The organism is Simplicispira psychrophila DSM 11588, assembly GCF_000688255.1.
GTDB classification, from domain to species: domain Bacteria; phylum Pseudomonadota; class Gammaproteobacteria; order Burkholderiales; family Burkholderiaceae_C; genus Simplicispira; species Simplicispira psychrophila.
This window is the reverse complement of record NZ_JHYS01000002.1, coordinates 294,466-314,421: the sequence shown is the minus strand read 5'-3', so window position 1 is coordinate 314,421 and position 19,956 is coordinate 294,466. Positions and strand designations below refer to the sequence as shown.

At 64.1% G+C, this 19,956-nt stretch carries 22 protein-coding genes; 11 read left to right on the top strand and 11 right to left on the bottom strand.

Annotated elements, in window-relative coordinates:
• Positions 1–79: 79 nt before the first annotated feature.
• From Q390_RS0103500 to Q390_RS0103490, 3 genes are all read right to left on the bottom strand, one after another.
• On the bottom strand, positions 80–1,366 hold the full coding sequence (locus tag Q390_RS0103500) for a solute carrier family 23 protein (RefSeq protein WP_027994828.1): 1,287 nt from the start codon (positions 1,364–1,366) through the stop codon (positions 80–82).
• Positions 1,367–1,490: 124 nt separating this feature from the next.
• Positions 1,491–2,894: a heavy metal sensor histidine kinase gene (locus tag Q390_RS0103495; RefSeq protein ID WP_037472038.1), complete on the bottom strand. Its 1,404-nt coding sequence runs from the start codon at positions 2,892–2,894 to the stop codon at positions 1,491–1,493.
• Positions 2,891–3,562, bottom strand: a complete 672-nt coding sequence (locus Q390_RS0103490; protein WP_027994826.1) for a heavy metal response regulator transcription factor — start codon at positions 3,560–3,562, stop codon at positions 2,891–2,893. The genes Q390_RS0103495 and Q390_RS0103490 overlap by 4 nt, the downstream gene beginning before the upstream one ends.
• Before the next feature lie 146 nt (positions 3,563–3,708).
• Here Q390_RS0103490 and Q390_RS0103485 point away from each other — a divergent pair, with 146 nt between their 5' ends.
• From Q390_RS0103485 to pssA, 3 genes are all read left to right on the top strand, one after another.
• A complete protein-coding gene (locus Q390_RS0103485) occupies positions 3,709–4,254 on the top strand; it encodes a GlcG/HbpS family heme-binding protein (protein ID WP_037472037.1) in 546 nt (181 codons plus the stop codon).
• A 41-nt stretch (positions 4,255–4,295) separates the two neighbouring features.
• Positions 4,296–4,709, top strand: coding sequence for a hydroxyisourate hydrolase (gene uraH / locus Q390_RS0103480; RefSeq protein ID WP_027994824.1), 414 nt, complete (start codon positions 4,296–4,298; stop codon positions 4,707–4,709).
• Positions 4,710–4,971: 262 nt separating this feature from the next.
• On the top strand, positions 4,972–5,601 hold the full coding sequence (gene pssA / locus Q390_RS0103475) for a CDP-diacylglycerol--serine O-phosphatidyltransferase (RefSeq protein ID WP_037472035.1): 630 nt from the start codon (positions 4,972–4,974) through the stop codon (positions 5,599–5,601).
• A 17-nt stretch (positions 5,602–5,618) separates the two neighbouring features.
• Here the strand turns inward: pssA and Q390_RS18990 are convergent, their stop codons facing one another.
• Both Q390_RS18990 and Q390_RS19850 read right to left on the bottom strand, forming a co-directional pair.
• On the bottom strand, positions 5,619–6,005 hold the full coding sequence (locus Q390_RS18990; RefSeq protein ID WP_051603011.1) for a hypothetical protein: 387 nt from the start codon (positions 6,003–6,005) through the stop codon (positions 5,619–5,621).
• Positions 6,006–6,179: 174 nt separating this feature from the next.
• A complete protein-coding gene (locus Q390_RS19850; RefSeq protein WP_156949815.1) occupies positions 6,180–6,338 on the bottom strand; it encodes a hypothetical protein in 159 nt (52 codons plus the stop codon).
• Between the two features lie 96 nt (positions 6,339–6,434).
• Here Q390_RS19850 and minC point away from each other — a divergent pair, with 96 nt between their 5' ends.
• From minC to Q390_RS17385, 4 genes are read left to right on the top strand one after another with little or no spacing between them, the layout of a single operon-like run.
• Positions 6,435–7,208, top strand: coding sequence for a septum site-determining protein MinC (gene minC / locus Q390_RS0103460; RefSeq protein WP_027994822.1), 774 nt, complete (start codon positions 6,435–6,437; stop codon positions 7,206–7,208).
• A gap of 29 nt (positions 7,209–7,237) precedes the next feature.
• Positions 7,238–8,056, top strand: coding sequence for a septum site-determining protein MinD (minD, locus tag Q390_RS0103455; protein WP_027994821.1), 819 nt, complete (start codon positions 7,238–7,240; stop codon positions 8,054–8,056).
• The gene (minE, locus tag Q390_RS0103450) at positions 8,057–8,317 is read left to right on the top strand and encodes a cell division topological specificity factor MinE (RefSeq protein WP_027994820.1); all 261 of its coding nucleotides are present in this window, start codon (positions 8,057–8,059) and stop codon (positions 8,315–8,317) included.
• Positions 8,292–9,257, top strand: a complete 966-nt coding sequence (locus Q390_RS17385) for a M14 family zinc carboxypeptidase (protein WP_245606852.1) — start codon at positions 8,292–8,294, stop codon at positions 9,255–9,257. Before minE ends, Q390_RS17385 begins: the two co-directional genes overlap by 26 nt.
• A gap of 72 nt (positions 9,258–9,329) precedes the next feature.
• Here the strand turns inward: Q390_RS17385 and recQ are convergent, their stop codons facing one another.
• Complete coding sequence (gene recQ, locus Q390_RS0103440) at positions 9,330–11,192, bottom strand: DNA helicase RecQ (RefSeq protein ID WP_037472110.1); 1,863 nt, start codon at positions 11,190–11,192, stop codon at positions 9,330–9,332.
• Positions 11,193–11,399: 207 nt separating this feature from the next.
• On the opposite strand from recQ, the gene alkB reads away from it, so the two are divergent.
• The gene (alkB, locus tag Q390_RS0103435; RefSeq protein WP_027994818.1) at positions 11,400–12,077 is read left to right on the top strand and encodes a DNA oxidative demethylase AlkB; all 678 of its coding nucleotides are present in this window, start codon (positions 11,400–11,402) and stop codon (positions 12,075–12,077) included.
• A gap of 272 nt (positions 12,078–12,349) precedes the next feature.
• Here alkB and Q390_RS0103430 read toward each other — a convergent pair whose 3' ends face one another.
• The 3 genes from Q390_RS0103430 to Q390_RS17380 form a co-directional block, all read right to left on the bottom strand.
• Positions 12,350–12,715, bottom strand: a complete 366-nt coding sequence (locus Q390_RS0103430; RefSeq protein WP_027994817.1) for a hypothetical protein — start codon at positions 12,713–12,715, stop codon at positions 12,350–12,352.
• A gap of 168 nt (positions 12,716–12,883) precedes the next feature.
• A complete protein-coding gene (locus tag Q390_RS19845) occupies positions 12,884–13,048 on the bottom strand; it encodes a hypothetical protein (RefSeq protein WP_156949814.1) in 165 nt (54 codons plus the stop codon).
• A 47-nt stretch (positions 13,049–13,095) separates the two neighbouring features.
• Positions 13,096–14,067 carry a helix-turn-helix transcriptional regulator gene (locus Q390_RS17380; RefSeq protein WP_037472108.1) on the bottom strand — a complete coding sequence of 324 codons (972 nt, stop codon included), beginning with the start codon at positions 14,065–14,067 and terminating at the stop codon, positions 13,096–13,098.
• Between the two features lie 164 nt (positions 14,068–14,231).
• Between Q390_RS17380 and Q390_RS0103415 the strand changes: the two genes are divergently transcribed.
• Positions 14,232–15,311 (top strand): homocysteine S-methyltransferase family protein, encoded by a 1,080-nt coding sequence (locus Q390_RS0103415; protein WP_027994816.1) that lies wholly within the window; start codon positions 14,232–14,234, stop codon positions 15,309–15,311.
• A 62-nt stretch (positions 15,312–15,373) separates the two neighbouring features.
• Positions 15,374–16,534 carry a hypothetical protein gene (locus tag Q390_RS17375; protein ID WP_211250407.1) on the top strand — a complete coding sequence of 387 codons (1,161 nt, stop codon included), beginning with the start codon at positions 15,374–15,376 and terminating at the stop codon, positions 16,532–16,534.
• Positions 16,535–16,618: 84 nt separating this feature from the next.
• Here the strand turns inward: Q390_RS17375 and Q390_RS0103405 are convergent, their stop codons facing one another.
• Entirely contained in the window at positions 16,619–17,926 is a 1,308-nt protein-coding gene (locus Q390_RS0103405) for a Glu/Leu/Phe/Val family dehydrogenase (RefSeq protein ID WP_027994815.1), read from the bottom strand.
• A gap of 464 nt (positions 17,927–18,390) precedes the next feature.
• Here Q390_RS0103405 and Q390_RS0103400 point away from each other — a divergent pair, with 464 nt between their 5' ends.
• Positions 18,391–19,281: a DNA/RNA non-specific endonuclease gene (locus tag Q390_RS0103400; protein WP_027994814.1), complete on the top strand. Its 891-nt coding sequence runs from the start codon at positions 18,391–18,393 to the stop codon at positions 19,279–19,281.
• A 16-nt stretch (positions 19,282–19,297) separates the two neighbouring features.
• Here Q390_RS0103400 and Q390_RS0103395 read toward each other — a convergent pair whose 3' ends face one another.
• Positions 19,298–19,858: a YaeQ family protein gene (locus Q390_RS0103395; RefSeq protein ID WP_027994813.1), complete on the bottom strand. Its 561-nt coding sequence runs from the start codon at positions 19,856–19,858 to the stop codon at positions 19,298–19,300.
• Between the last annotated feature and the right edge of the window lie 98 nt (positions 19,859–19,956).

The following is a 19,956-nucleotide window of genomic DNA, read 5'->3' as shown; positions in this document are numbered from 1 at the left end:
CATCACCCTGTCTCCCCTGGCCCCCTGCCCCCCACCCGCGGCCTGATTCTGCGGACCTGCACCCTTGCCCGCCCGGTGGTCAAGCTTTGCGGTTCAGCAGTGCGTACAAAAAGATGGCGCCAAAGGTCGCCGTGCCAATGCCGCCCAGCGCAAACTGGCCAAACTTCAGCGTGAAGTCGCCGGTGCCCAGAATCAGCGTGATGGCGGCCACGATCAAATTTTTATTCAGCGAAAAATCCACCTTGTTGTCCACCCAGATGCGCGCGCCCGCCACCGCAATCAGACCAAAGACGACGATGGACACACCGCCCATCACCGGCAGCGGAATCGCCTGGATGACCGCACCAAACTTGGGCGAAAAACCCAGCAGCACAGCGATCAGCCCCGCCACAAAAAACACGGCAGTGGAATAGATCTTGGTAGCCGCCATCACGCCGATGTTCTCGGCATATGTCGTCACGCCAGTGCCACCGGCACTGCCGCTGACCATGGTGGCAATGCCGTCGCCAATGAAGGCACGTCCCATGTACTGGTCGAGGTCCTTGCCGGTCATCGCCGTCACCGCCTTGATGTGGCCCAGGTTCTCGGCCACCAGAATGATGACCACCGGCACGATCAGCAGCATCGCTGGTGCGCTGAACACTGGCGCCGCAAACCCGGGCATCCCCAGCCAAGGCGCCGCCAGCACGCCCGACACCTCCAGCGGCTTGCCTAACCCCAAGCCATTGGTCAGCAGCGCATACAGCAGGCTAGAGACGATCAGGCCGATCAGGATCAGCAGCCGTTGCAGCATCCCGCGCGTCAGCACGGCGACCAAGCCGACGCTGACAAAGGTCAGCACCTGCATCCAGCTGTCAAAGTTGCTCGCCGCCATGTTCTTGATCGGAATGCCGGCCAGGTTCAGGCCAATCACCGCCACCACTGAGCCGGTCACCACCGGCGGCATAAAACGCTCAATCCAGCGTGTGCCGACCAGCTGCACGATGACACCCACCAGCGTATAGACGGCGCCGCAGGCGATGATGCCGCCCAGCGCCAAGCCGATGTTGGCGTTCGGCCCTTTGCCGGCATACGAAGTGGCGGCAATCACCACGCCAATGAAGGCAAAGCTGGAGCCCAGGTAGCTGGGCACCTTGCCGCCGGTGATCAAAAAGAAGATCAGCGTGCCGACACCGCTCATCAAAATCGCCAGATTGGGATCAAACCCCATCAGGATCGGCGCCAGCACCGTTGAGCCAAACATGGCGATGACGTGCTGCACGCCCATGGCGCCGGTCTGCGGCCAGGGCAGCCGCTCGTCGGGCCCGATGACGCCGCCGTGTTGCAGCGCATCGGCGCTTTTTTCTCTCCAAGACATGAAGGCCATATTTTTCCGTGGTGTAGCTGTGTAGTTGGCGCGCATCGTAAGGGCGCAGGTCGGACGTGTGTGTTGCCACACGGCCTAAACAATATATTTTTGCTACTATTTTAATAGCTTGTAGCGCATGTATCTAAAGGGCTAGCGGCTTATTTTTCTCTATTTTTGCAAATGCCAGAACAAATCGCGTGCCGCTGGCGCCGCTTTCAGCGCGCACCGTGCCGCCGTGCATCTGCAGGATCGAGCGCACGATGGCCAAGCCCAGCCCGCCCGAATCGCCCGGCTGCGCACGCGCGGGGTCGCAGCGGTAGAAGCGGTCAAACAGGCGCGGCAGGTGCTCGGGCGCGATCGGCGCGCCCTGGTTGCTGACGCTGATTTCCATGGCCTTGCTTCCCGAGCCTTGCAGCGTGCTGGCGATCTGCACCGGGCTGTCTGCGGCGCCATAGCGCAGCGCGTTGGCGATCAGGTTGGCCAGCGCGCGGCGCAGCAGCTGCGGTTCAGCCTGCAGCGTGCCGCACGCGGCATTGACCAGTGTGATGCCGCGCTCCTCGGCCATGCCTTCAAAGTAGTCGCACAGCTGCGCCACCAGCGCGTGCAGGTCGATGGTCTCGCACTGCACGGCGGCGTCGGGCTGTTCGGCGCGCGCTAGGAACAGCATGTTGTCGATCATCCGGGCCAGTCGCTGGTATTCCTCCAGGTTCGACGCCAACAGCGCCTGGTAGTCGTCGGTGCTGCGCGTCTTGCGCAGCGCCAGTTCGGTCTGGCCCATCAGGTTGTTGAGTGGCGTGCGCATCTCGTGCGCCAGGTCTTCCGAAAAGCGCGACAGCCGGCCAAAGCCGTCTTCCAGCCGCGCCAGCATCTGGTTCAGCGCCTCGCCCAATTGCTGCAACTCTTGTACTTGCTCTACGTCCTGCACACGCAGGTGCAGGTGCTGCACGTCGATGGCCGCCGCGCGCGCCGCCAGCGTGCGCACCGGGCGCAGACCGCGCTGGCTGACCATCCAGCCCAGACCAAAGGCCAGCAGCGCGCCGATGCCCAGCGCCAGCCAAAGCTTGAGCCGATAGTCCGCCAGCATTTGCCGACGCTCAGCCAGCAGCTTGCCAGCGACCAACGTCAACGGCTGGCCCTCGTGCAGGACGTGTTGCCAAGCCAGCCGCGCCGGCTCAGCGCCCGCGTGGTCCTGCAGCTGTACGCCGCTGCCGGGTGGCAGCGCCGGTACCGCCATCTGTACCGGGTTGATCTCGATCAGCGGCTGGCCGGCGCCGTTCAGCACCCACAGCAGGTTGTCGCGGTTGCCCAGCATGTTGGCGTAGAGCTGCGGGCGCTGGCGCAGCGCCTCGATGCTGGCGCTGTCGCCAATCAGCGTGCGCATCCGCTCGACACGGCCGACCAGCGCCTGGTCATCGCGCCAGGCAATCTCGCGCTCCAGCGACTGGTACAGATAAAAGCCCAACGCGCCGAGCAACAACACACTGACCAGCGCAAACATCAGCGCTAGGCGCAGGCTGAGCGCGCGCAGCCACAGCCGCTTCTTCATTCCGGCGCCTCCAGCGTGTAACCCATGCCGCGCACGGTATGGATCAGCTTCGGTGAAAACGGGTCGTCCACCTTGGCGCGCAGCCGGCGAATCGCCACATCCACCACATTAGTGTCGCTGTCAAAGTTCATCTGCCACACCTGCGAGGCAATCTGCGTGCGCGACAACACCTCGCCGCTGCGCTCCATCAGCAGCTGCAGCAAGGCAAATTCTTTGTTGGTCAGCGTGATGCGCTCGGTGCCGCGCACCACCCGGCGACGCAGCACATCCAGCTGCAAATCCGCCACTTGGAACTGCTCGACCTCGCGCGGCGGGCCCCGGCGCAGCAGCGTGCGCACCCGCGCCAGCAGTTCGGCGTACGAAAACGGCTTGACCAAATAGTCGTCAGCGCCCAGTTCCAGCCCTTTAACGCGGTCTTCCACCGCATCGCGCGCGGTCAGAAACAGCACCGGCACTTGGCTCTTGCGCCGGATGATTTGCAGCAGCTGCCAGCCGTCAATACCGGGCAGCATCACATCCAAAATGATCAGGTCGAACTCGCTCTCTTGTGCCAAAAACTGGCCGTCGATGCCGTTGTGCGCTACCTCGACCACATAGCCTGATTCACCCAGGCCTTTGCGCAGATAGTCCGCTGCCTTGACCTCGTCTTCCACTACCAATATCCGCATATACGTGTGCCTCCAGAGCCAGCAAGCGTAGGCGCAAACCGCTGGCGTGTGGATGACAACTTTGTCATCCACACGCCATGGTTTTGACGGGGGCGGCGGCGCACCATTGCGGTTCTGTCATTCGTACCGCCCCAAGGAATTCGTCCATGTCATTTCGCCTATCTGCCCGCTCTTCCCTGACGGCTTTTGCTTTGTACGCCACGGCTGCCTCCAGCGCTTTCGCCGCATCGCCCGCCGCAGTGTTGCCCGCCCAAGTGCTGCAGCAGCCCAATGTGTCGCTGGCGTTGGCCAATGATCTGATCAACGCCACACTGGCCGCCTGCCACGCCGAAGGCCGCTCGGCCGTCGCCGTGGTGGTGGACCGGGGCGGCAACCTGGTTGCGGTGCAGCGCGACGACAACGTCGGCCCGCACAACACCGATGCGGCTGTGCGCAAAGCTTTCACCGCGCTGTCCACCAAGAGCCTGACGCGCCAACTGGCGACCAATGCGCGCGCCAACCCGGATTCGCAGAACCTCAACACCGTCGATGCACTGTTGCTGATTGGCGGCGGTGTGCCGCTGCGCATCGGCACCGAGGTGATTGGCGCGATGGGCGTCGGCGGCGCGGGCGGCGCGGTGCAAGACGAAAGCTGCGCGCTGCAAGCCATTGCCAAAATTTTGCCGGCGGCATTACCCGCGCCAGCCCCTTGATTTTTAACGATTTTTTTAACCACTGACAAGGACTATTCACCATGAGCATGACTTTCAAATCCCTGTGCGCCGGTATTGCTTTGTGCGGCGCTTCGGCCATCGCTTTTGCTGCCGGCAACCCGCTGAGCGTGCACGTGCTGAACCTGCAAGACGGCCTGCCTTCGCCCGGCGTCAAAGTGCTGCTGGAAAAGCAGAACGGCAAGGACTGGACGCAGCTGAACACCGGCACCACCAATGAACAGGGCCGCATCCCGGCACTGTTCCCCGAAGGTAAGGCGCTGGAAAAGGGCAACTACCGCGTCACCTTCAAAACCGGTGAGTGGTTTGCCGAGCACAAAACGGCCACGTTCTTCCCTGAAGTGCCGGTGATCTTTGCGGTGGACGGCACCGTGCCGCACTACCACATCCCGCTGCTGCTGAGCCCCTACGGTTTCTCGACCTACCGCGGCAACTGATGGCCACCCGGCCAGACCTGCGGCAACGCTGGCTTGGCCTATTGCTATTGAAAAAATAGCTTTCAGCGCATACTCCATAAGCGCTGGAGGCTCTTTTGGCTTGAAAGGCGCACTGCGCCGCCAACGTCCGGTCCAGACCTACACCGGATGGCAGAGGGGCTCTTCATAATCAATGGCAGCGGCGCCCGACCAGGCCCCGGGCCATGGCAACCGGTCCGCAGCTTGGCGGCGCCTTGGCGCAAACGATCCAGGAGCCCTGCCCATGACCACATCCGACGCGCGTAAAAAACGCTTTGCCATGATCCGCGAATTCCACCTCGCCGACTGGGTGACGCTGGGCAACGCCGTGTGCGGCACCGGCGCGCTGTTTTCCATGCTCTCCTATTTGCAGGAAGGGCGCGTGCAGCATGTCTACTACGCCTGCGCCTTGGTGCTGGCAGCGCTGATATTCGATGTCCTCGACGGCCGCGTGGCGCGCTGGCGCCAGCAAAGCTCCACCTTGGGACGCGAGCTGGATTCGCTGGCCGACGTGATCTCGTTTGGCGTCGCGCCGGCCGTGATTGCCTACGGCTGCGGTATGCAGGGCCTGTACGACCGCATCGTGCTGGCCTACTTTGTCGCCTGCGGCGTCTCGCGCCTGGCGCGCTTCAACGTCACCGCCGAGGCGCTGTCGGACGGGGGCGACAAGGTGAAGTATTTCGAGGGCACGCCCATTCCTACGTCCATCGTGCTGGTCGGCCTGCTGGCACTGGCGGCGTGGCAAGGCGCCTTGGGCGCGCAGTTGTGGGGCGGCGCGCTGCATCTGGGCGGCTTCACGCTGCATCCGCTGGTGCTGCTGTTCGCCCTGTCGGGCTCACTGATGATCAGCCGCATCCGCATTCCAAAATTCTGAAGCAGAGGCATAGGGCGTCAGTCGCCGTCGCCAGCATCCTGGCCGGCGGCATCGCCGGGCGCGGCGTCATCGTCACTGGCCAGGGTGTCGATCTGTTCGCGCGCGTCGTCCAGCAGCGCAGTGCGCTCAAAGCGGTCCAGGGCAGCGCCATCACCGCGGTCCTGTGCGCTGCGCAGCAGGTGGTCGGGCCGGATATCGCTGGCACTGGCCGCATCATCGCGCTCCACGTCCGCGCTCTCGCCGGTGCCGGTGGAGTCGGTGTCACTGCGCAACTCGGCCCGGCTCAGGGCGCCGACCACATCGCTGCCGCTATCGGAATTGTCGCTGGTGCCCAGCGATTCGGTGTCAGTGCCGCTGGGTTGGGCGGGCAGCGGATCACCCCCCAAAAGGTTACTGTGGGCCATGGAAAATCCTTTGCCAATGTAGAAGTAGAAAGAGCAGGCGCATGGCGCGCCAAGCCATGGGCTTGACTGTGCTCGCAACAGGACACCAGCGCCGTCAGGCAAGCGCCGTACCCCCTGTCGGCCGTCCACCTACAGCACGTAGCAGCGGTGCAAGAAATTTTTGCCCCCCCCGCTTCAGGCGCTGCGTGGGCGCCGGTTGACCCACCCGATCCCCAGCGCCACCAGCACCTGCGGGCAAACCCAGAACAGGCCACAGCCCAGCAACAGCGCAATCGCCAACCCCCTCCAGGGGGTGTCTTGCGTGAAGAACACCTGCGGCAGTATCCAAGGCATCGCAGCCGCACTGTCCTCTGGTGCAGCGACACGTTCAGAGACAAACCGCCCACAGGGCCACGGTACACTTTGAACCTTTCACACCCTGCAACCCCCATGGCCATTGAAACTGTGCGTACCACGCGCACCAGCTTTGATCTCAAGAGCGCTTCGCTGCCCGTGGTGGCCGTCGTGCTCAAGACCACCGACACCGCGGTACTGACGGCGGAGTTGGCGCTGCGCATGGCTGATGCACCCGGTTTTTTTGACAACGACCCCGTGCTGATCGATCTGGGGCCGGTGCGCGAGGCGGACAGCCCGCTCGATTTCCCGGCCATCATGGCGTTGCTGCGCAGCCACCGCACCATGCCGGTGGCGGTGCGCGGCGGCAATACGGCGCAAATGCAGGCCGCATTGGCTGCGGGACTGACGGCGGCGCCCGAAGCCGGCCCAGTGCGCACCGAACGCCGGGCCCCGGTCGCCTCTGCCCCGGTGCCAGCGCCTGCCCCCGGGCCACAAGAGCAGCCATCCCAGGACCTGTCGGAGCCCCCGGTGGTTGGACTACACACGGTGGTGATCGACAAACCCCTGCGCTCAGGCCAGCAGGTCTATGCGCGTGGCGCCGATCTGGTGGTGCTGGCAATGGTCAGCTTTGGTGCCGAAGTGATTGCCGATGGCAACATCCACGTCTATGCACCGCTGCGTGGCCGTGCCATGGCCGGCGCACGGGGCAACATCCATGCGCGCATTTTTACCACCTGCATGGAGCCCCAGCTGGTGTCCATTGCCGGGATCTATCGCACCACCGAAGTGGCCATTCCTGTCGAGATCCTCGGCCAGCCCGCCCAGGTGCGTCTCGACGGCGAAAAGCTGCTGATTGAGCGGCTGTGATTTTCAATTTCAAAAGAGGGTAGCAACACATGGCCAAAATCGTCGTCGTGACGTCTGGCAAGGGGGGGGTCGGAAAGACCACCACCAGCGCCGCTTTTTCCTCGGGCCTAGCGCTGCGCGGCCACAAAACGGCCGTGATCGACTTTGACGTCGGCCTGCGCAATCTCGACCTGATCATGGGTTGCGAGCGGCGCGTGGTGTACGACATCATCAACGTCATCCAGGGCGAAGCCAACCTGAGCCAGGCGCTGATCAAGGACAAGCACAGCGACAACCTGTTTGTGCTGGCGGCCTCGCAAACGCGCGACAAGGATGCACTCACGCTCGAGGGCGTAGGCAAGATACTGCAAGACCTGGCGGCGATGGAGTTTGAATTCATCATTTGCGACTCACCCGCCGGCATCGAAAGCGGTGCCCTGATGGCGATGCACTTCGCGGATGAAGCGCTGGTGGTGACCAACCCGGAAGTCTCCTCGGTGCGCGACTCCGACCGCATTCTGGGCATGCTCGGCTCCAAAACCAAGCGCGCCATTGACGGCGGCGAGCCCATCCTCGAGCACCTGCTGATCACGCGCTACCACCCCAACCGGGTGGAAGACGGGCACATGATGTCCGTGGAAGACATCCAGGACATCCTGCGCATCAAACTGATTGGCGTGATCCCCGAGTCCGAGGCGGTGCTGGAGGCGTCCAACCAGGGCCTGCCGGCGATCCACCTCAAAGGCACCGACGTGGCCGAGGCGTATCAAGACTTGGTGGCGCGCTTTCTGGGCGAAGATCGACCGCTGCGCTTTACCGAGGCACAAAAAGTCGGCTTCTTCAAACGCATCTTTGGCGGAGGTAAATAAATGTCCCTGCTATCTTTGTTCATGGGAGAGAAAAAAACCGCCAACGTGGCGCGCGAACGCCTGCAAATCATCTTGGCGCACGAGCGCAATGGCCGCAACACCACCACGCCCGATTACTTGCCGGCCCTGCAACGCGAACTGCTGGCCGTCATCTCCAAATACGTCGCCATCGATCTCACCGATATCAGCGTCAATTTCGAGCGCCAGGACAACCTTGAAGTGCTCGAAGTCAAAATTGAACTCCCTGATACAGCACGCTAAATTCTCTTGGCGCAGCGCTGCCATGGCAGCGCTGCTGCTGGCCAGCGCCTTGCCACAGGCACAGGCCTCGGCCTTGGTCACGCCCGGCGCACACAGCGCGCCCACCAGCGCCTGCGCCCTGTTTCTGGCACGCCTGCCCGATGTGGGCCCGCAGCGCTGCCAAGCCGCGCAACTGGTGCCCAGCGGCGCCCGCTCACGCCAGGGCGTGCCCTTGTTCTGGCGCGACGTGCACACACCGGCCACCGTTCCAGCTGCAGCGCACAACACCGCGGCACCGCTGCGCGTGCTGGTGGTGGGCGCCATCCATGGCGATGAACTGACCTCGGCCTCGCTGGCATTACATTGGATCGGGCTGGCAGAAAAAATGCAGACCCTGGGCCAAGCCGTGCACTGGCGCTTTATCCCGGTGCTCAACCCCGACGGCCTGCTGGCGTCCAAGCCCAGCCGCGTCAATGCGCGCGGTGTCGATCTGAACCGCAACTTCAATACCCCACAATGGCGGCGCGACGCGCCCCTCTACTGGGAAAAGCGCACCCGCAAAGATCCGCGCCGCTGGCCCGGCCCGGCGCCGCTGTCCGAGCCCGAGTCGCAATTTCTGCACGCGCAAATGGATGCCTTTCAGCCCCAACTGGTGGTCAGCATCCACGCCCCCTACGGCGTGCTCGACTTCGACGGCCCGCACGAGCCACCGCAGCGATTGGGGCGCCTGCGCCTGGACCGGGTCGGGGTGTTCCCCGGCTCACTGGGACATTACGGCGGCATACAACAAGGCATGCCGGTGGTCACCATCGAACTGGACCACGCCCTGAAGATGCCGCGCGAGGCCGAAGTGCGCGCGATGTGGAACGACCTGCTGGGCTGGATGGATGCGCGCCTGCTGCATTCCGATACGCCACCCGCCGTACCGCAAGCGCAAAATAACCGACCCACAGAAAAATAGCCTTCAAAAGCACATCAAACCCTTATGGGACATGCGCTTTAAGCTATTAAAAATAAGTCAGTAGAAAGGGGGCTAGGCAGCACACACCCGCAGCACCTCCGCCCCATAGGCCTCCAGCTTCTTCGCCCCCATGCCGCTGATGCCGTGCAGTTCGCCCAGCGTGCGCGGGCACTGCTGCGCAATCGCCGCCAGCGTCGCATCATGAAAAATCACATACGCCGGCAAGCTGTGCTCATGCGCCACTTCCGCGCGCCAGGCCTTGAGGTTGATGAAGCGCGCCTGGGCGTCTTGATTGAGCGCGGCAGCGGCGGGAGACAGCGTCCCCGCCGGGCTGCGGCGCTTGCGCTCACGCGGCGCCGCGACCGATTCGCGCAACTGCACTGGCACCTCACCGCGCAGCACGGCACGCGAGCCTTCGCTCAGACACAGCGTGTCAAAACTGTGGCCGTTGTCCAGGTGTACCTTGGTCAAGCCCACCGCGCCGGTGGCCAGCAGCTGGCGCAGCACGCTGCGCAATTGCGCTTCGCTGAACTCGGCGCCAATGCCAAAGGTCGAGAGCTGATCGTGGCCGTACTGCTCGACCTTCTCGGTTTTCTGGCCGCGCAAAATATCCATGATGTGCCCGGTACCAAAGCTGATACCGCTGGCCGCATGGACGCGGTAAATGGTCGATAGCAGCTTGCGCGCGCAATCGGTCGCGTCCCAGACCGCTGGCGGACTGATGCAGTTGTCACAGTTGCCGCACGGCGTGGACGCCTCGCCAAAGTAGGCCAACAGGCGCACGCGCCGGCAGTCAATCGCCTCGGCCAAGCCCAGCAGGGCATCGAGCTTGCCGCGCAGCGCGGCCTTGAATTCTTCCCCCGCCGGGCTTTCGTCAATCATGCGGCGCTGGTTGACCACATCGTTCAGACCGTAGGCCATCCAGGCGTCCGCCGCCAAGCCATCGCGGCCCGCACGGCCGGTTTCTTGGTAATAGCCCTCGATGTTTTTCGGCATATCAACGTGCGCGACAAAGCGCACATCCGGCTTGTCAATGCCCATGCCAAAGGCAATCGTCGCCACCATGACGATGCCTTCTTCGCGCAAAAAACGGTTCTGGTTGTTCTGGCGAATGTCGTTGGATAAACCCGCGTGGTACGGCAGCGCATTGATGCCCGCGCCCACCAGCGTGGCGGCCAGCTCTTCGACGCGTTTGCGCGATTGGCAATACACCACGCCGGCATCACCCAAGTGTTCACGCTCAATAAAGCGCAGCAATTGTGTCGTGGCGACCTTCTTTTCAACGATGGTGTAGCGGATGTTCGGCCGGTCAAAACTGCTGATAAACAGCCGCGCGCCTTCCAGCTGCAAGCGCTCAATGATGTCGGCGCGCGTCAGGTCGTCGGCCGTGGCCGTGAGCGCAATGCGCGGCACGCCGGCGTAGCGCTCATGCAGCACCGACAGCGCCCGGTACTCGGGCCGGAAATCGTGCCCCCACTGGCTGACGCAATGCGCCTCGTCAATCGCAAACAGGCTCAGTTTTTGCTGCTGGTACAAGTCATCCAGCAAGCCGAGAAAGCGCGGGGTATTGAGCCGCTCGGGCGCCACGTACAGCAGCGTGATGGCGCCGGTTTGCAAGCGCCGCTCCACGTCCTGCGCCGCCTCGTAATCCAAGCTGGAATTGAGAAACGCCGCACTCACCCCGGCCTCATGCAGCGCGCCCACCTGGTCGTGCATCAGCGCAATCAGCGGCGACACCACAATCGCCACGCCCTGCCCGCTTTGCTGGCGCACGATGGCCGGCACCTGGTAGCACAGCGATTTGCCGCCGCCGGTAGGCATCAACACCAGCGCATCGCCGCCACCAATCACATGCCCGACGATGGCCTCCTGCGGCCCGCGAAACTGCTCGTAGCCAAAGACATCTTGCAGGACAGTGTGTTGTGCGGAGGACAAGGCGATCACTCTTTATTTAATAGCTACTAGCGCACGTATTTAAAGGCCTAGAGGCTGATTTGACTGGTATTTTTGCTGAAAACGGGAGCGTAAAGCGCTCCCGCAGCGCTGGGCGGCTATTGTGCGCTGTGAGCCACCGCAAACCGCCGTGCCGCTGGAGGGCGATTCCTACAATCGCTCCACCCATCCCACCCGTTTATTTCCGCTATGACCCAGCCCCTGTTCGACACGCCCGACCCCGGCCCGCAAACCCTGTCCCCCGGTGCGGTGCTACTGCGCGGCTGGGCGCGGGGGCAGGCAGCGCAGTGGATAGCGCACGTGCGCGCCGTGACCGCGCAGGCGCCGTTTCGCGTGATGCAGCGCCCCGGCGGCGCGCCGCTGTCGGTGGCGATGAGCAACTGCGGCGCTTATGGCTGGGTGTCGGACGCGCAGCGCTACAGCTACTCGGCCACCGACCCGCTGACCGGCCAGCTGTGGCCCGCCATGCCCGAGTGGTTGCAGCACCAAGCCCAAGCCGCTGCCGACGCCGCCGGCTACCCCGGCTTTGTGCCCGACGCCTGCCTGATCAACCGCTACCGGCCCGGTGCCAAGCTGACGCCGCACCGCGACGAAGACGAGGCCGACCTGAGCGCGCCCATCGTCTCGGTGTCGCTCGGCCTGCCCGCCACTTTTTTGTGGGGCGGCCTGCACCGCAGCGATCCGGTGCAGCGCCTGCCGCTACAGCACGGCGATGTGCTGGTCTGGGGCGGCCCGTCGCGGATGCATTACCACGGCGTCAATCCGCTCAAGGACGGCCACCACGACCTGCTGCGCAGCGAGCGGTGGAATTTGACGTTTCGGATGGCGCGGGGGCGGTGTGCGCCCAGGGCGATTACGGTGCGCTGACTTTTACGGGGGTGTTGGAGTCAGTCCGGCATCAGCCAGCGCCAGCACAGCTACCCCTTACCTATCCCAAGGCACTTCAATAGCCGCATCATCAGGTTACCAGGCAGTCGCTTTTTGTCGTTCTTTGCCGCTATGGCCGCAGTCTCTGCTGGAAACCGCATCAGCCTGACGCTGCAATGGGGACATGTCTTGGTGTGGATAGACATGGGTTTTTTACAGTGAGGGCAAGGCGCCGTGGAGGTGGACATGGTGGGTGCTTTCTTGGAATGCATTCATAGCAGGAGTGCCGTCAGAGCGCCCAGTGCACCCAGCAGGCTGATAAGGCCCAGCACGACGGCGGCGATGGACAGGTCGTGGCCGCGCTTTTGCCTGGCCAGAGCGGCGCCACCCAGCAAGAGAGCGACAGCGGCAAACAGGCACACGCCGACCGCCTGGTCTGGCGTCCACGGCGCAGCGCTGAACAGGCTCAGGGTGGACAGCAGTCCGCACACCAACGCCAGTACCGGCAGCCACAAGGTCCCGGCAGCGGCCATGGCAACCGTGTGCTGCGCGACCGCTCTCTGGTTGACAGCGCCGCACTGCGAGCAGCTGAACGAGGTTTCATGGATCTGGTGGCCGCAGCCGATACAAAAAGTCATGCTCAAAAGCTTTCAGAGAGTGGAAGGAGATGCGTCAGAGGGCCAAACAAAACACGGCAGCGCGCTGTTTCTGGCCAAGCTGCGCCCTGCCTGTGCGCTGGGCACAAGTTCAATCGGCGGTACGGGGCAGAAAGGTGCGACCGGGCGGCTCAGGCCCAGGTGCTCACGTCAGGCGGTGCGGGCCGCTTGGCGCAGGCGCTGGATGTAGGTGCCCAAGGCAGCGGTGGAAAGGGCGCCGGCGGCAAAGGCAAAGGCAAAGGCAAAGGCAAAGGCAAAGGCAAAGGCAAAGGCAAAGGCAGCCAGGGTTTCCAGGGGCGAGATGCTGTGGTACATGGTTTTTGCTTTTTCGGTGATGGATGGACAAGATGCGCGTTGGGGTTTCAGGGAGCAGAGCACAGGGCGGATGACTCTCCATGGTTCACCTGCGGGTCGGCGTCAGGCACAGCACCCAAATAAGCGCGCAGCTGGCTTTCCAGTTCAGCCTGCATGCCGTCGGGGCTGATGATGCGAATCGATGGAATCCACTGGCGCACGATGGGCAGGATCTGGTTCGGGTGGGCGATCTGGCCGGAGACGATCAGGCTGCCGCCTTCGAGGCGCTTTTCAATTTTTTGCCCGCCAATGAGCTTTTGCCGCAGAAAGTAATCGGCCGCCGGCGGCGCGACTTCCAGCACCACTTCGGACTTTTGCAGGTTCAGCCAGATGCTGTCTTCTTCCAGCACTTTTTTGGCGACATCGGCGTCGGGCGTGAAGGTCTCGGGCGCCACCAGCAGGCGGCTGATTTTGGTGATGGCGTAGGACTTGAGCCGGCCGGCGTCGGTGGCGGCCAGGTACCAAATGCCGTCTTGCAGCACCAGGCCATAGGGTTGCGCCGCTTCGACCAGCTTGGCGCCGTCGGCTTTTTGGTAGGCAAAGCTGACCACGTGGTGCTCTTGGGTGGCGTGCTTGAGCTGCTCAAACAGCGGCTGGCTGTCGCCCAGGTTTTCGTAATGGACGCCGCGAATCAGCAGTACGCGCTGCAGGCGGCTGTCCAGAATGTCTTTCAAAAACCCCGAGGACAGGCGCGGGTGCATGCCTTGCAGGCCGGCCAAGTTGGCAAAGCGCTCCACATCGGCCAAGCTCAGCGTGCCCAGGCGGGCGCGATTGACGCTGTAGCGGCCGTCTTTTCTCTCCAGCCCCAAAAAGGCAAAACGCTGGTTCAAATCGCGCTGGATAGTGCGCAGGTTGACTTTGAAGTCCTCCACCAGCGCCAGCGGATCGAGTTTTTCTCCTTCATTCAGGCGGCGCAAAATTTGCGTCAGGCGGTAGGCAATGGTGTCGGCGATAGCTGTCTTGCGGGTCGTACGGGTCATGGCAGATGCTTGGTGGGGTGGAGCGGGCAACAAATCAAAGTGTTGCTGCATGTGAGCGATCGTAAGTGGCGGCCCTGACAGCGCATGTCGTTTCTGCGCGGTGGTGCATTTTTTCAAACCCGCGCGCCCCACCGGACCGAGGCGCCCTTCCTACAATCGTCCCCATGCAATCCCATACCCCCCCCACCCTCCAATACACCCGCGCCGCCGAGCTTCCCGCCATCCTGGCCCAACGCATTGCCATCCTCGATGGCGCCATGGGCACCATGATCCAGCGCTTCAAGCTGGGCGAGGCACAGTACCGGGGCGAGGGCTACAGCGGGCCGGGCGCGGCGGGCGAGCGCTTCCAGGAGTTTCCGCGTGATGTGAAGGGCAACAACGAGCTGCTCAGCATCACCCGGCCCGATGTGATCCGCGACATCCACGAGGGCTATCTGGCCGCTGGCGCTGACCTGATCGAGACCAACACCTTTGGCGCCACCACCGTGGCGCAGGAGGACTACAAGATGGCCGATCTGGCGCGCGAGATGAATCTGCGCTCGGCGCAGTTGGCGCGCGCGGCCTGCGACAAATTTTCAACGCCCGACAAGCCGCGCTTTGTTGCCGGCGCCCTGGGCCCGACACCCAAAACGGCCAGCATCAGCCCTGACGTCAACGACCCCGGTGCGCGCAACATCACCTTTGAGCAGCTGCGCCAGGCCTATTACGAGCAAACCGAGGCGCTGATCGAAGGCGGCGCGGACGTGATTCTGGTGGAGACGATTTTTGACACGCTCAACGCCAAGGCGGCGCTGTTTGCCGTCGAAGAGGTGTTTGAAAACATGAACGTGCGCTTGCCGCTGATCATCAGCGGCACCGTCACCGACGCGTCGGGCCGGATTTTGTCAGGGCAAACGGTGACCGCCTTCTGGCACAGCGTGCGCCACGCGCGGCCGCTGGCGGTCGGCCTGAACTGCGCGCTGGGCGCGGCGCTGATGCGGCCCTACATCCAGGAGCTGGCCAAGGCCGCGCCCGAGACCTTCATCAGCTGCTACCCCAACGCCGGCCTGCCCAACCCGATGAGCGACACCGGTTTTGACGAGACGCCCGAAGTCACCAGCCGGCTGGTGCATGAGTTTGCCGCCGAAGGACTGGTGAACATCGTCGGCGGCTGCTGCGGCACCACGCCCGAGCACATCGGCGCCATTGCCCAGGCCATCGCCCAGACCAAGACGCGGCCCTTGTTCTACCGTGCGGCGGAATAAGAGTCAAAAATGGCTCCAGCCTTTATGCAGCAAGCGCTTATAGCTCTGTTTTTTAAATTTCCATGAGCGTCAACCTCCCCTCTTCCGCTGGCCCATTGCCGCCGATCGCGCAGGTGCTGGCCGAGGCGGCCTTGCAGCGCCAGAGCACGTTGTTGGGCGTCCAAGGGCTGGGAGCGGCGACGCTGGCACCGGCGATCAGTGGCGCGGCCGGAGCGGCCGCGGTGCCATGGCTGACGGCGGCGCCAGCGCCAACGTCCACCGCCCTGCCAATACCGGTGCTGCCGCAGGCCGACCAAACACATATTTCTGCGCAGGCGCGCGAGGCACTGGGAGCAGGTTTTGATCCGCGTGGTGCGGCGCTGTTGTCGGCCGGCGCACGGGCGGGCGGCTTGCCCGGTGGTGCGGGGGTACCGCTGCCAATGGGGGCGGCCGGTGCCGGTGCGGCAGCCGGGTTGTCGGGTGCACTCGCGAGCGCTTCCCTCGCGACTGCCGCCTGGCCGGCGGCGGGGCTGGAGACGCCACTGCGCCAGATGGTGCACAGCTTGGTGCAGCAGCTGACGGCACAGGTCGGGCCGCAGCGCGTGGTGGCGGCGCAGGTCTGGCCGCTGGCGTTGGCGCACGCACTGGAAAGTGGCGCCGAGGGTGGCGAAGCCTCCCCCATGCAAACCTGGCTGGTGCGCCAAGGCACGGTGCAAACCGCCGACGGCCTGCGCGGTCTGGCGCTGACGCTGCGCGTGCCCGCGTCCTGGCTGGCGTCGCAGGCCACCCAAGCCGCAGCACCTGCCACGGCAGCAACCGGGTCGCTGCAGACGGCCTACACCGGCGCGGCGCAAAACTTGCAGTCGGGGGTGTTGGCGCTGGTGCTGCAGGGCATGGAGCCGGCGGCGGCGCGCACCAGTGCCCTGCTGGTGCTGGATTTTCAGCCACTGTTGGCGGCGGCAGGAGCGGCCGTGTATGGCCGCGACATGTTGCAAGCGCGCCATGACCCCTGGGTGCAGCAGGCGCAGTTGCAAGCCAGTGGACAGCTAGCCAAGGAAGAAGAGATCGCCCGCGAGCGCGAGCGCGAAGCCGGTCTGTGCCAAACCGTGGGCTGCCCCTACGCCTTGCGCGCGTCCTGCGCCCAGCCGTTCTGCCTGGAGATGAGCGTGGCCGCACCGGTTGGCGCACCCAGGGCGGTGCGGGAGGCCCTGTCAGGCCGGCCCGCCGAAGACGCCACCGGCTGAAAAAAGCCCCGGGCTCCGTTGGGCGGGCGCCAGAGGCGGTGGGGTTGGCGAAAGTGCCGGCTGCGTTGGCCGGACAGTCCTATCTCAAGGGTACAAACCGCGCATTTCGCGGGCGTGCAGGATGCGGGTGCAGGCAACGATGAAGGTGGCGGTGCGCAGGCTCACCTGGTGCTCTTGCGCCACCTGCCAGATGCCGGCAAAGGCTTCTTTCATGATGCGTACCAGACGGGCGTTGATTTCTTCCTCACTCCAGAAGAAGCTGGAAAAATCCTGTACCCACTCGAAATAGCTCACCGTCACGCCACCGGCGTTGGCGATCACGTCGGGCAGGATCAGCACGCCCTTGTCGTGCAGGATGTCATCGGCCTCGGGGGTGGTCGGGCCGTTGGCACCTTCAATGATCAGGCGCGCCTGGATCTGGTCGGCGTTATCGGCGGTGATCTGGCTCTCCAGCGCGGCCGGAATCAGGATGTCGCACGGCACGCCCCAGAAGGCCTCGTGGGCCAGCACTTCAGCGCCCGCAAAGCCGGCGACGCCGCCGGTCTGCTGCACATGCGCTTGCAGCGCCGGCACGTCCATTCCAGCCTCTTGGTAAAGGGTGCCGGTGTGGTCCTGCACCGCCACCACCCGCGCGCCTGCATCGGCAAACAGCCGCCCGGCGGTGCCACCGACGTTGCCAAAACCTTGCACTGCCACGCGCGCGCCTTCGATCTTCAGACCGAGGTGCTGCGCCGCCTCCACGCCCACCGTGAACACGCCGCGCCCGGTGGCTTCGTTGCGCCCCAGCGAGCCGCCCAGATCGACCGGTTTGCCGGTGACGACACCGGTGGCGGTGGAGCCGGTGTTCATGGAGTAGGTGTCCATCATCCAGGCCATGATCTGGCCGTTGGTGTTGACGTCCGGCGCTGGGATGTCCTTGGTCGGGCCGATGATCAAGCCGATCTCGCTGGTGTAACGGCGCGTCATGCGCTCCAGTTCAGCGCGCGAGAGCTTTTTCGGATCGACGCGGATGCCGCCTTTGGCACCGCCATAGGGCACGTTGACGGCCGCGTTCTTCACCGACATCCAGGCCGACAGCGCCATCACTTCGGACAGCGTCACATCCTGGTGAAAGCGCACCCCGCCCTTGCCCGGGCCACGGCTGAGGTTGTGCTGCACGCGGTAGCCCTCGAAGTGGGCGATGGTGCCGTTGTCCATCTCGATCGGCACATCCACGATCAGGATGCGCTTGGGGCGCTTCAAGGTTTCCACCCAGCGCGACAGGTGGCCCAAGTAGGGCGTGACACGGTCCACCTGCTTGAGGTAGTTGCCCCACGGGCCGAGGTGGTCGGCCTGCAGGTACGAAGGCAAGACGTGCTGGGGCACGGCGGACGTGCTGGGAACGGAAGACATGGCGGAGTCCTTGAGGCAATAAGTCGAGACAGCCAGCTTAGAAGGATGCGGGGCAGTTGTCCAAGGCCAGACACTTTCAAGGTTATGTGCGTACGGCATGAAAGGGCGCCTCTGCAGGAGAGCGTATACGGCAGCGCCAAGAAGGTCTATTCACCTCTGCAGCTGCACGTTGATGCACAAAGCGCTACGCTTCGACAACTATTGAATTCATAGCTTAAAGCGCTTGACTGGTAAGCGAAAAAGCCACTTTTGATGCCTTTCTTCATGTAACGGCGCCGCGCGCGCCCGGTTTCTCTCCCCCCCCCCGCTGCACCTCTCACTCCCTGCGCTTTGCGCCAGGGCCAGGCGCCAGCGTTGCCGTGCCACGCCTGCCCCCGGTCTGAGCACTCCGGGCTGTTCGCTGTCCGGAGTGCCTGCGCAGCGGCGGCGCTGGTGATTTTTTCTTCACGCACTGCTTTTTTCCTATGGCTCTCCCCAAAAAATCTCCACGCCGTCAGGCAACAAAATCGCGTCTGCCTTGGCCGCTGTTGCGGCGCACCAGCGTGTGGCTGGTCACCAGCGGCGTGGTGCTGTTCCAGGCCTCTAGCTGCGGCGTGCTGCCCTCCCTCCCCCTGCCCGGCTTCGAGCGCCCCAGCGCCAGCGCCCCGGCGCATAAGACGGGCGCGGTCAGCAAGTCCACGGCAGCGCTGGTGCCGACCAGCTTCAAGGACTGTCCGCAATTTTTTGCCGGTGGCGTCACACCGCGCACCCCGCCCGCGCCCCGGCTGCGCGAGTTGTGCTACGACGCTTTTGCCGTGCTGCACAGCGGCAACACACGCACACCGGTGTTTGTCGCCGAGCGCTTGAGCCGGGAATCGACCCTGGCGGCGCGCGGCGAAAAGCGCACCGACCGCTTTTTTGCCGACGCCCGCCTGCCGCGCGCCGAGCGCGCCGAACTGAGCGACTACAAAGGCAGCGGCTACGCCCGGGGCCACATGGCGCCGGCGGGCAATATGCCCAGCGCCAGTGCCATGGCGCAGTCGTTCAGCCTGGCCAACATGATTCCGCAGAATCCCAAGCAAAATTCTGGGCCGTGGGCAAAAATTGAAAACGACACGCGCCAGTACGCGCTGCGTGCCCAGGGTGAGGTGTATGTCATCACCGGTCCGGTGTTTGCGCCCGGCAGCCCGGCCATCGGCTCCGGCCAGGTGGCCGTGCCGACGCACTTGTTCAAGCTGGTGTACGACCCGAGCACACACAAGGCTTGGGCGCATTGGCAGGCCAACAGCGCCGACGCGCGCGTCGGTCCGCCCATCAGCTACAGCGAACTGACACAGCGCATCGGCATGGAGTTGCTGCCCAAGGCGGCGCTATAGCGCGCGGCCGATCGGCTCACTTCCAGCGCAACGGCTCCACATGCACGCTGCCCTGCGTGCTGCTGAGGGTGATGGCGCCCTCCTGCACCGTCGCCTGCAATTGCATACTGCGCTGGGCCAATTGCGCCAGTTCTTGCGCGGCCTCGGACGGGATGCGCCAGACCTGCAACTTCTCCAGGCGCGAGAGCTTGGTTTCAATGCCCTTCCACCAGACTTCGGCGGCGTGGTTGAAGGCGTACAGCACCACGGCATCGGCCTTGCTGCAGGCTTTGCTGATCGATTTGTCCTCCGGCTGGCCGACCTCGATCCACAGGCGCTTGCGACCGGTGAAGTCGGTCAACGAGGCATCCGGGTCGTCCGGGTCGGACAAGCCGGCGCCAAACGCCAGCGTGCCGTCGCCGTGGCAGGTGTCCTGCAGTTCGTGCGCGTGCAGCGCCAGGGCGACCAGCCGCACCATCATGCGTTCGTCGGTCTCGCTCGGGTGGCGTGCCAGGGTCAGCGCGTGGTCGGCGTAGTAGCCGTGGTCGATGTCGGCGATTTGCAGGTTCGCCTTGAAGATGGTGGATTTGATGGCCATGGGCAGTCCCAAAGGGGTGGACGGGGGTCCGTAAAAAGCAATGCCCTGGGGGGCCAGGGCATTGAAAATGATAGCTATCAGCGCTTACAGCATAAGCG

What these genes read in the sequence shown, in the direction of transcription:
- Q390_RS0103495 (WP_037472038.1), bottom strand. Translation starts at nt 2,894, where the DNA reads ATGAAGAAGCGGCTGTGGCTGCGCGCGCTCAGCCTGCGCCTAGCGCTG.
- pssA (WP_037472035.1), top strand. Translation starts at nt 4,972, where the DNA reads ATGACCACATCCGACGCGCGTAAAAAACGCTTTGCCATGATCCGCGAA.
- Q390_RS19845 (WP_156949814.1), bottom strand. Translation starts at nt 13,048, where the DNA reads ATGTACCACAGCATCTCGCCCCTGGAAACCCTGGCTGCCTTTGCCTTT.
- minE (WP_027994820.1), top strand. Translation starts at nt 8,057, where the DNA reads ATGTCCCTGCTATCTTTGTTCATGGGAGAGAAAAAAACCGCCAACGTG.
- Q390_RS0103405 (WP_027994815.1), bottom strand. Translation starts at nt 17,926, where the DNA reads ATGTCTTCCGTTCCCAGCACGTCCGCCGTGCCCCAGCACGTCTTGCCT.
- Q390_RS17375 (WP_211250407.1), top strand. Translation starts at nt 15,374, where the DNA reads ATGAGCGTCAACCTCCCCTCTTCCGCTGGCCCATTGCCGCCGATCGCG.
- Q390_RS0103485 (WP_037472037.1), top strand. Translation starts at nt 3,709, where the DNA reads ATGTCATTTCGCCTATCTGCCCGCTCTTCCCTGACGGCTTTTGCTTTG.
- Q390_RS0103395 (WP_027994813.1), bottom strand. Translation starts at nt 19,858, where the DNA reads ATGGCCATCAAATCCACCATCTTCAAGGCGAACCTGCAAATCGCCGAC.
- minC (WP_027994822.1), top strand. Translation starts at nt 6,435, where the DNA reads ATGGCCATTGAAACTGTGCGTACCACGCGCACCAGCTTTGATCTCAAG.
- Q390_RS0103430 (WP_027994817.1), bottom strand. Translation starts at nt 12,715, where the DNA reads ATGACTTTTTGTATCGGCTGCGGCCACCAGATCCATGAAACCTCGTTC.
- alkB (WP_027994818.1), top strand. Translation starts at nt 11,400, where the DNA reads ATGACCCAGCCCCTGTTCGACACGCCCGACCCCGGCCCGCAAACCCTG.
- Q390_RS0103400 (WP_027994814.1), top strand. Translation starts at nt 18,391, where the DNA reads ATGGCTCTCCCCAAAAAATCTCCACGCCGTCAGGCAACAAAATCGCGT.
- Q390_RS0103500 (WP_027994828.1), bottom strand. Translation starts at nt 1,366, where the DNA reads ATGGCCTTCATGTCTTGGAGAGAAAAAAGCGCCGATGCGCTGCAACAC.
- Q390_RS0103490 (WP_027994826.1), bottom strand. Translation starts at nt 3,562, where the DNA reads ATGCGGATATTGGTAGTGGAAGACGAGGTCAAGGCAGCGGACTATCTG.
- Q390_RS18990 (WP_051603011.1), bottom strand. Translation starts at nt 6,005, where the DNA reads ATGGCCCACAGTAACCTTTTGGGGGGTGATCCGCTGCCCGCCCAACCC.
- Q390_RS0103415 (WP_027994816.1), top strand. Translation starts at nt 14,232, where the DNA reads ATGCAATCCCATACCCCCCCCACCCTCCAATACACCCGCGCCGCCGAG.
- Q390_RS17380 (WP_037472108.1), bottom strand. Translation starts at nt 14,067, where the DNA reads ATGACCCGTACGACCCGCAAGACAGCTATCGCCGACACCATTGCCTAC.
- uraH (WP_027994824.1), top strand. Translation starts at nt 4,296, where the DNA reads ATGAGCATGACTTTCAAATCCCTGTGCGCCGGTATTGCTTTGTGCGGC.
- minD (WP_027994821.1), top strand. Translation starts at nt 7,238, where the DNA reads ATGGCCAAAATCGTCGTCGTGACGTCTGGCAAGGGGGGGGTCGGAAAG.
- Q390_RS19850 (WP_156949815.1), bottom strand. Translation starts at nt 6,338, where the DNA reads ATGCCTTGGATACTGCCGCAGGTGTTCTTCACGCAAGACACCCCCTGG.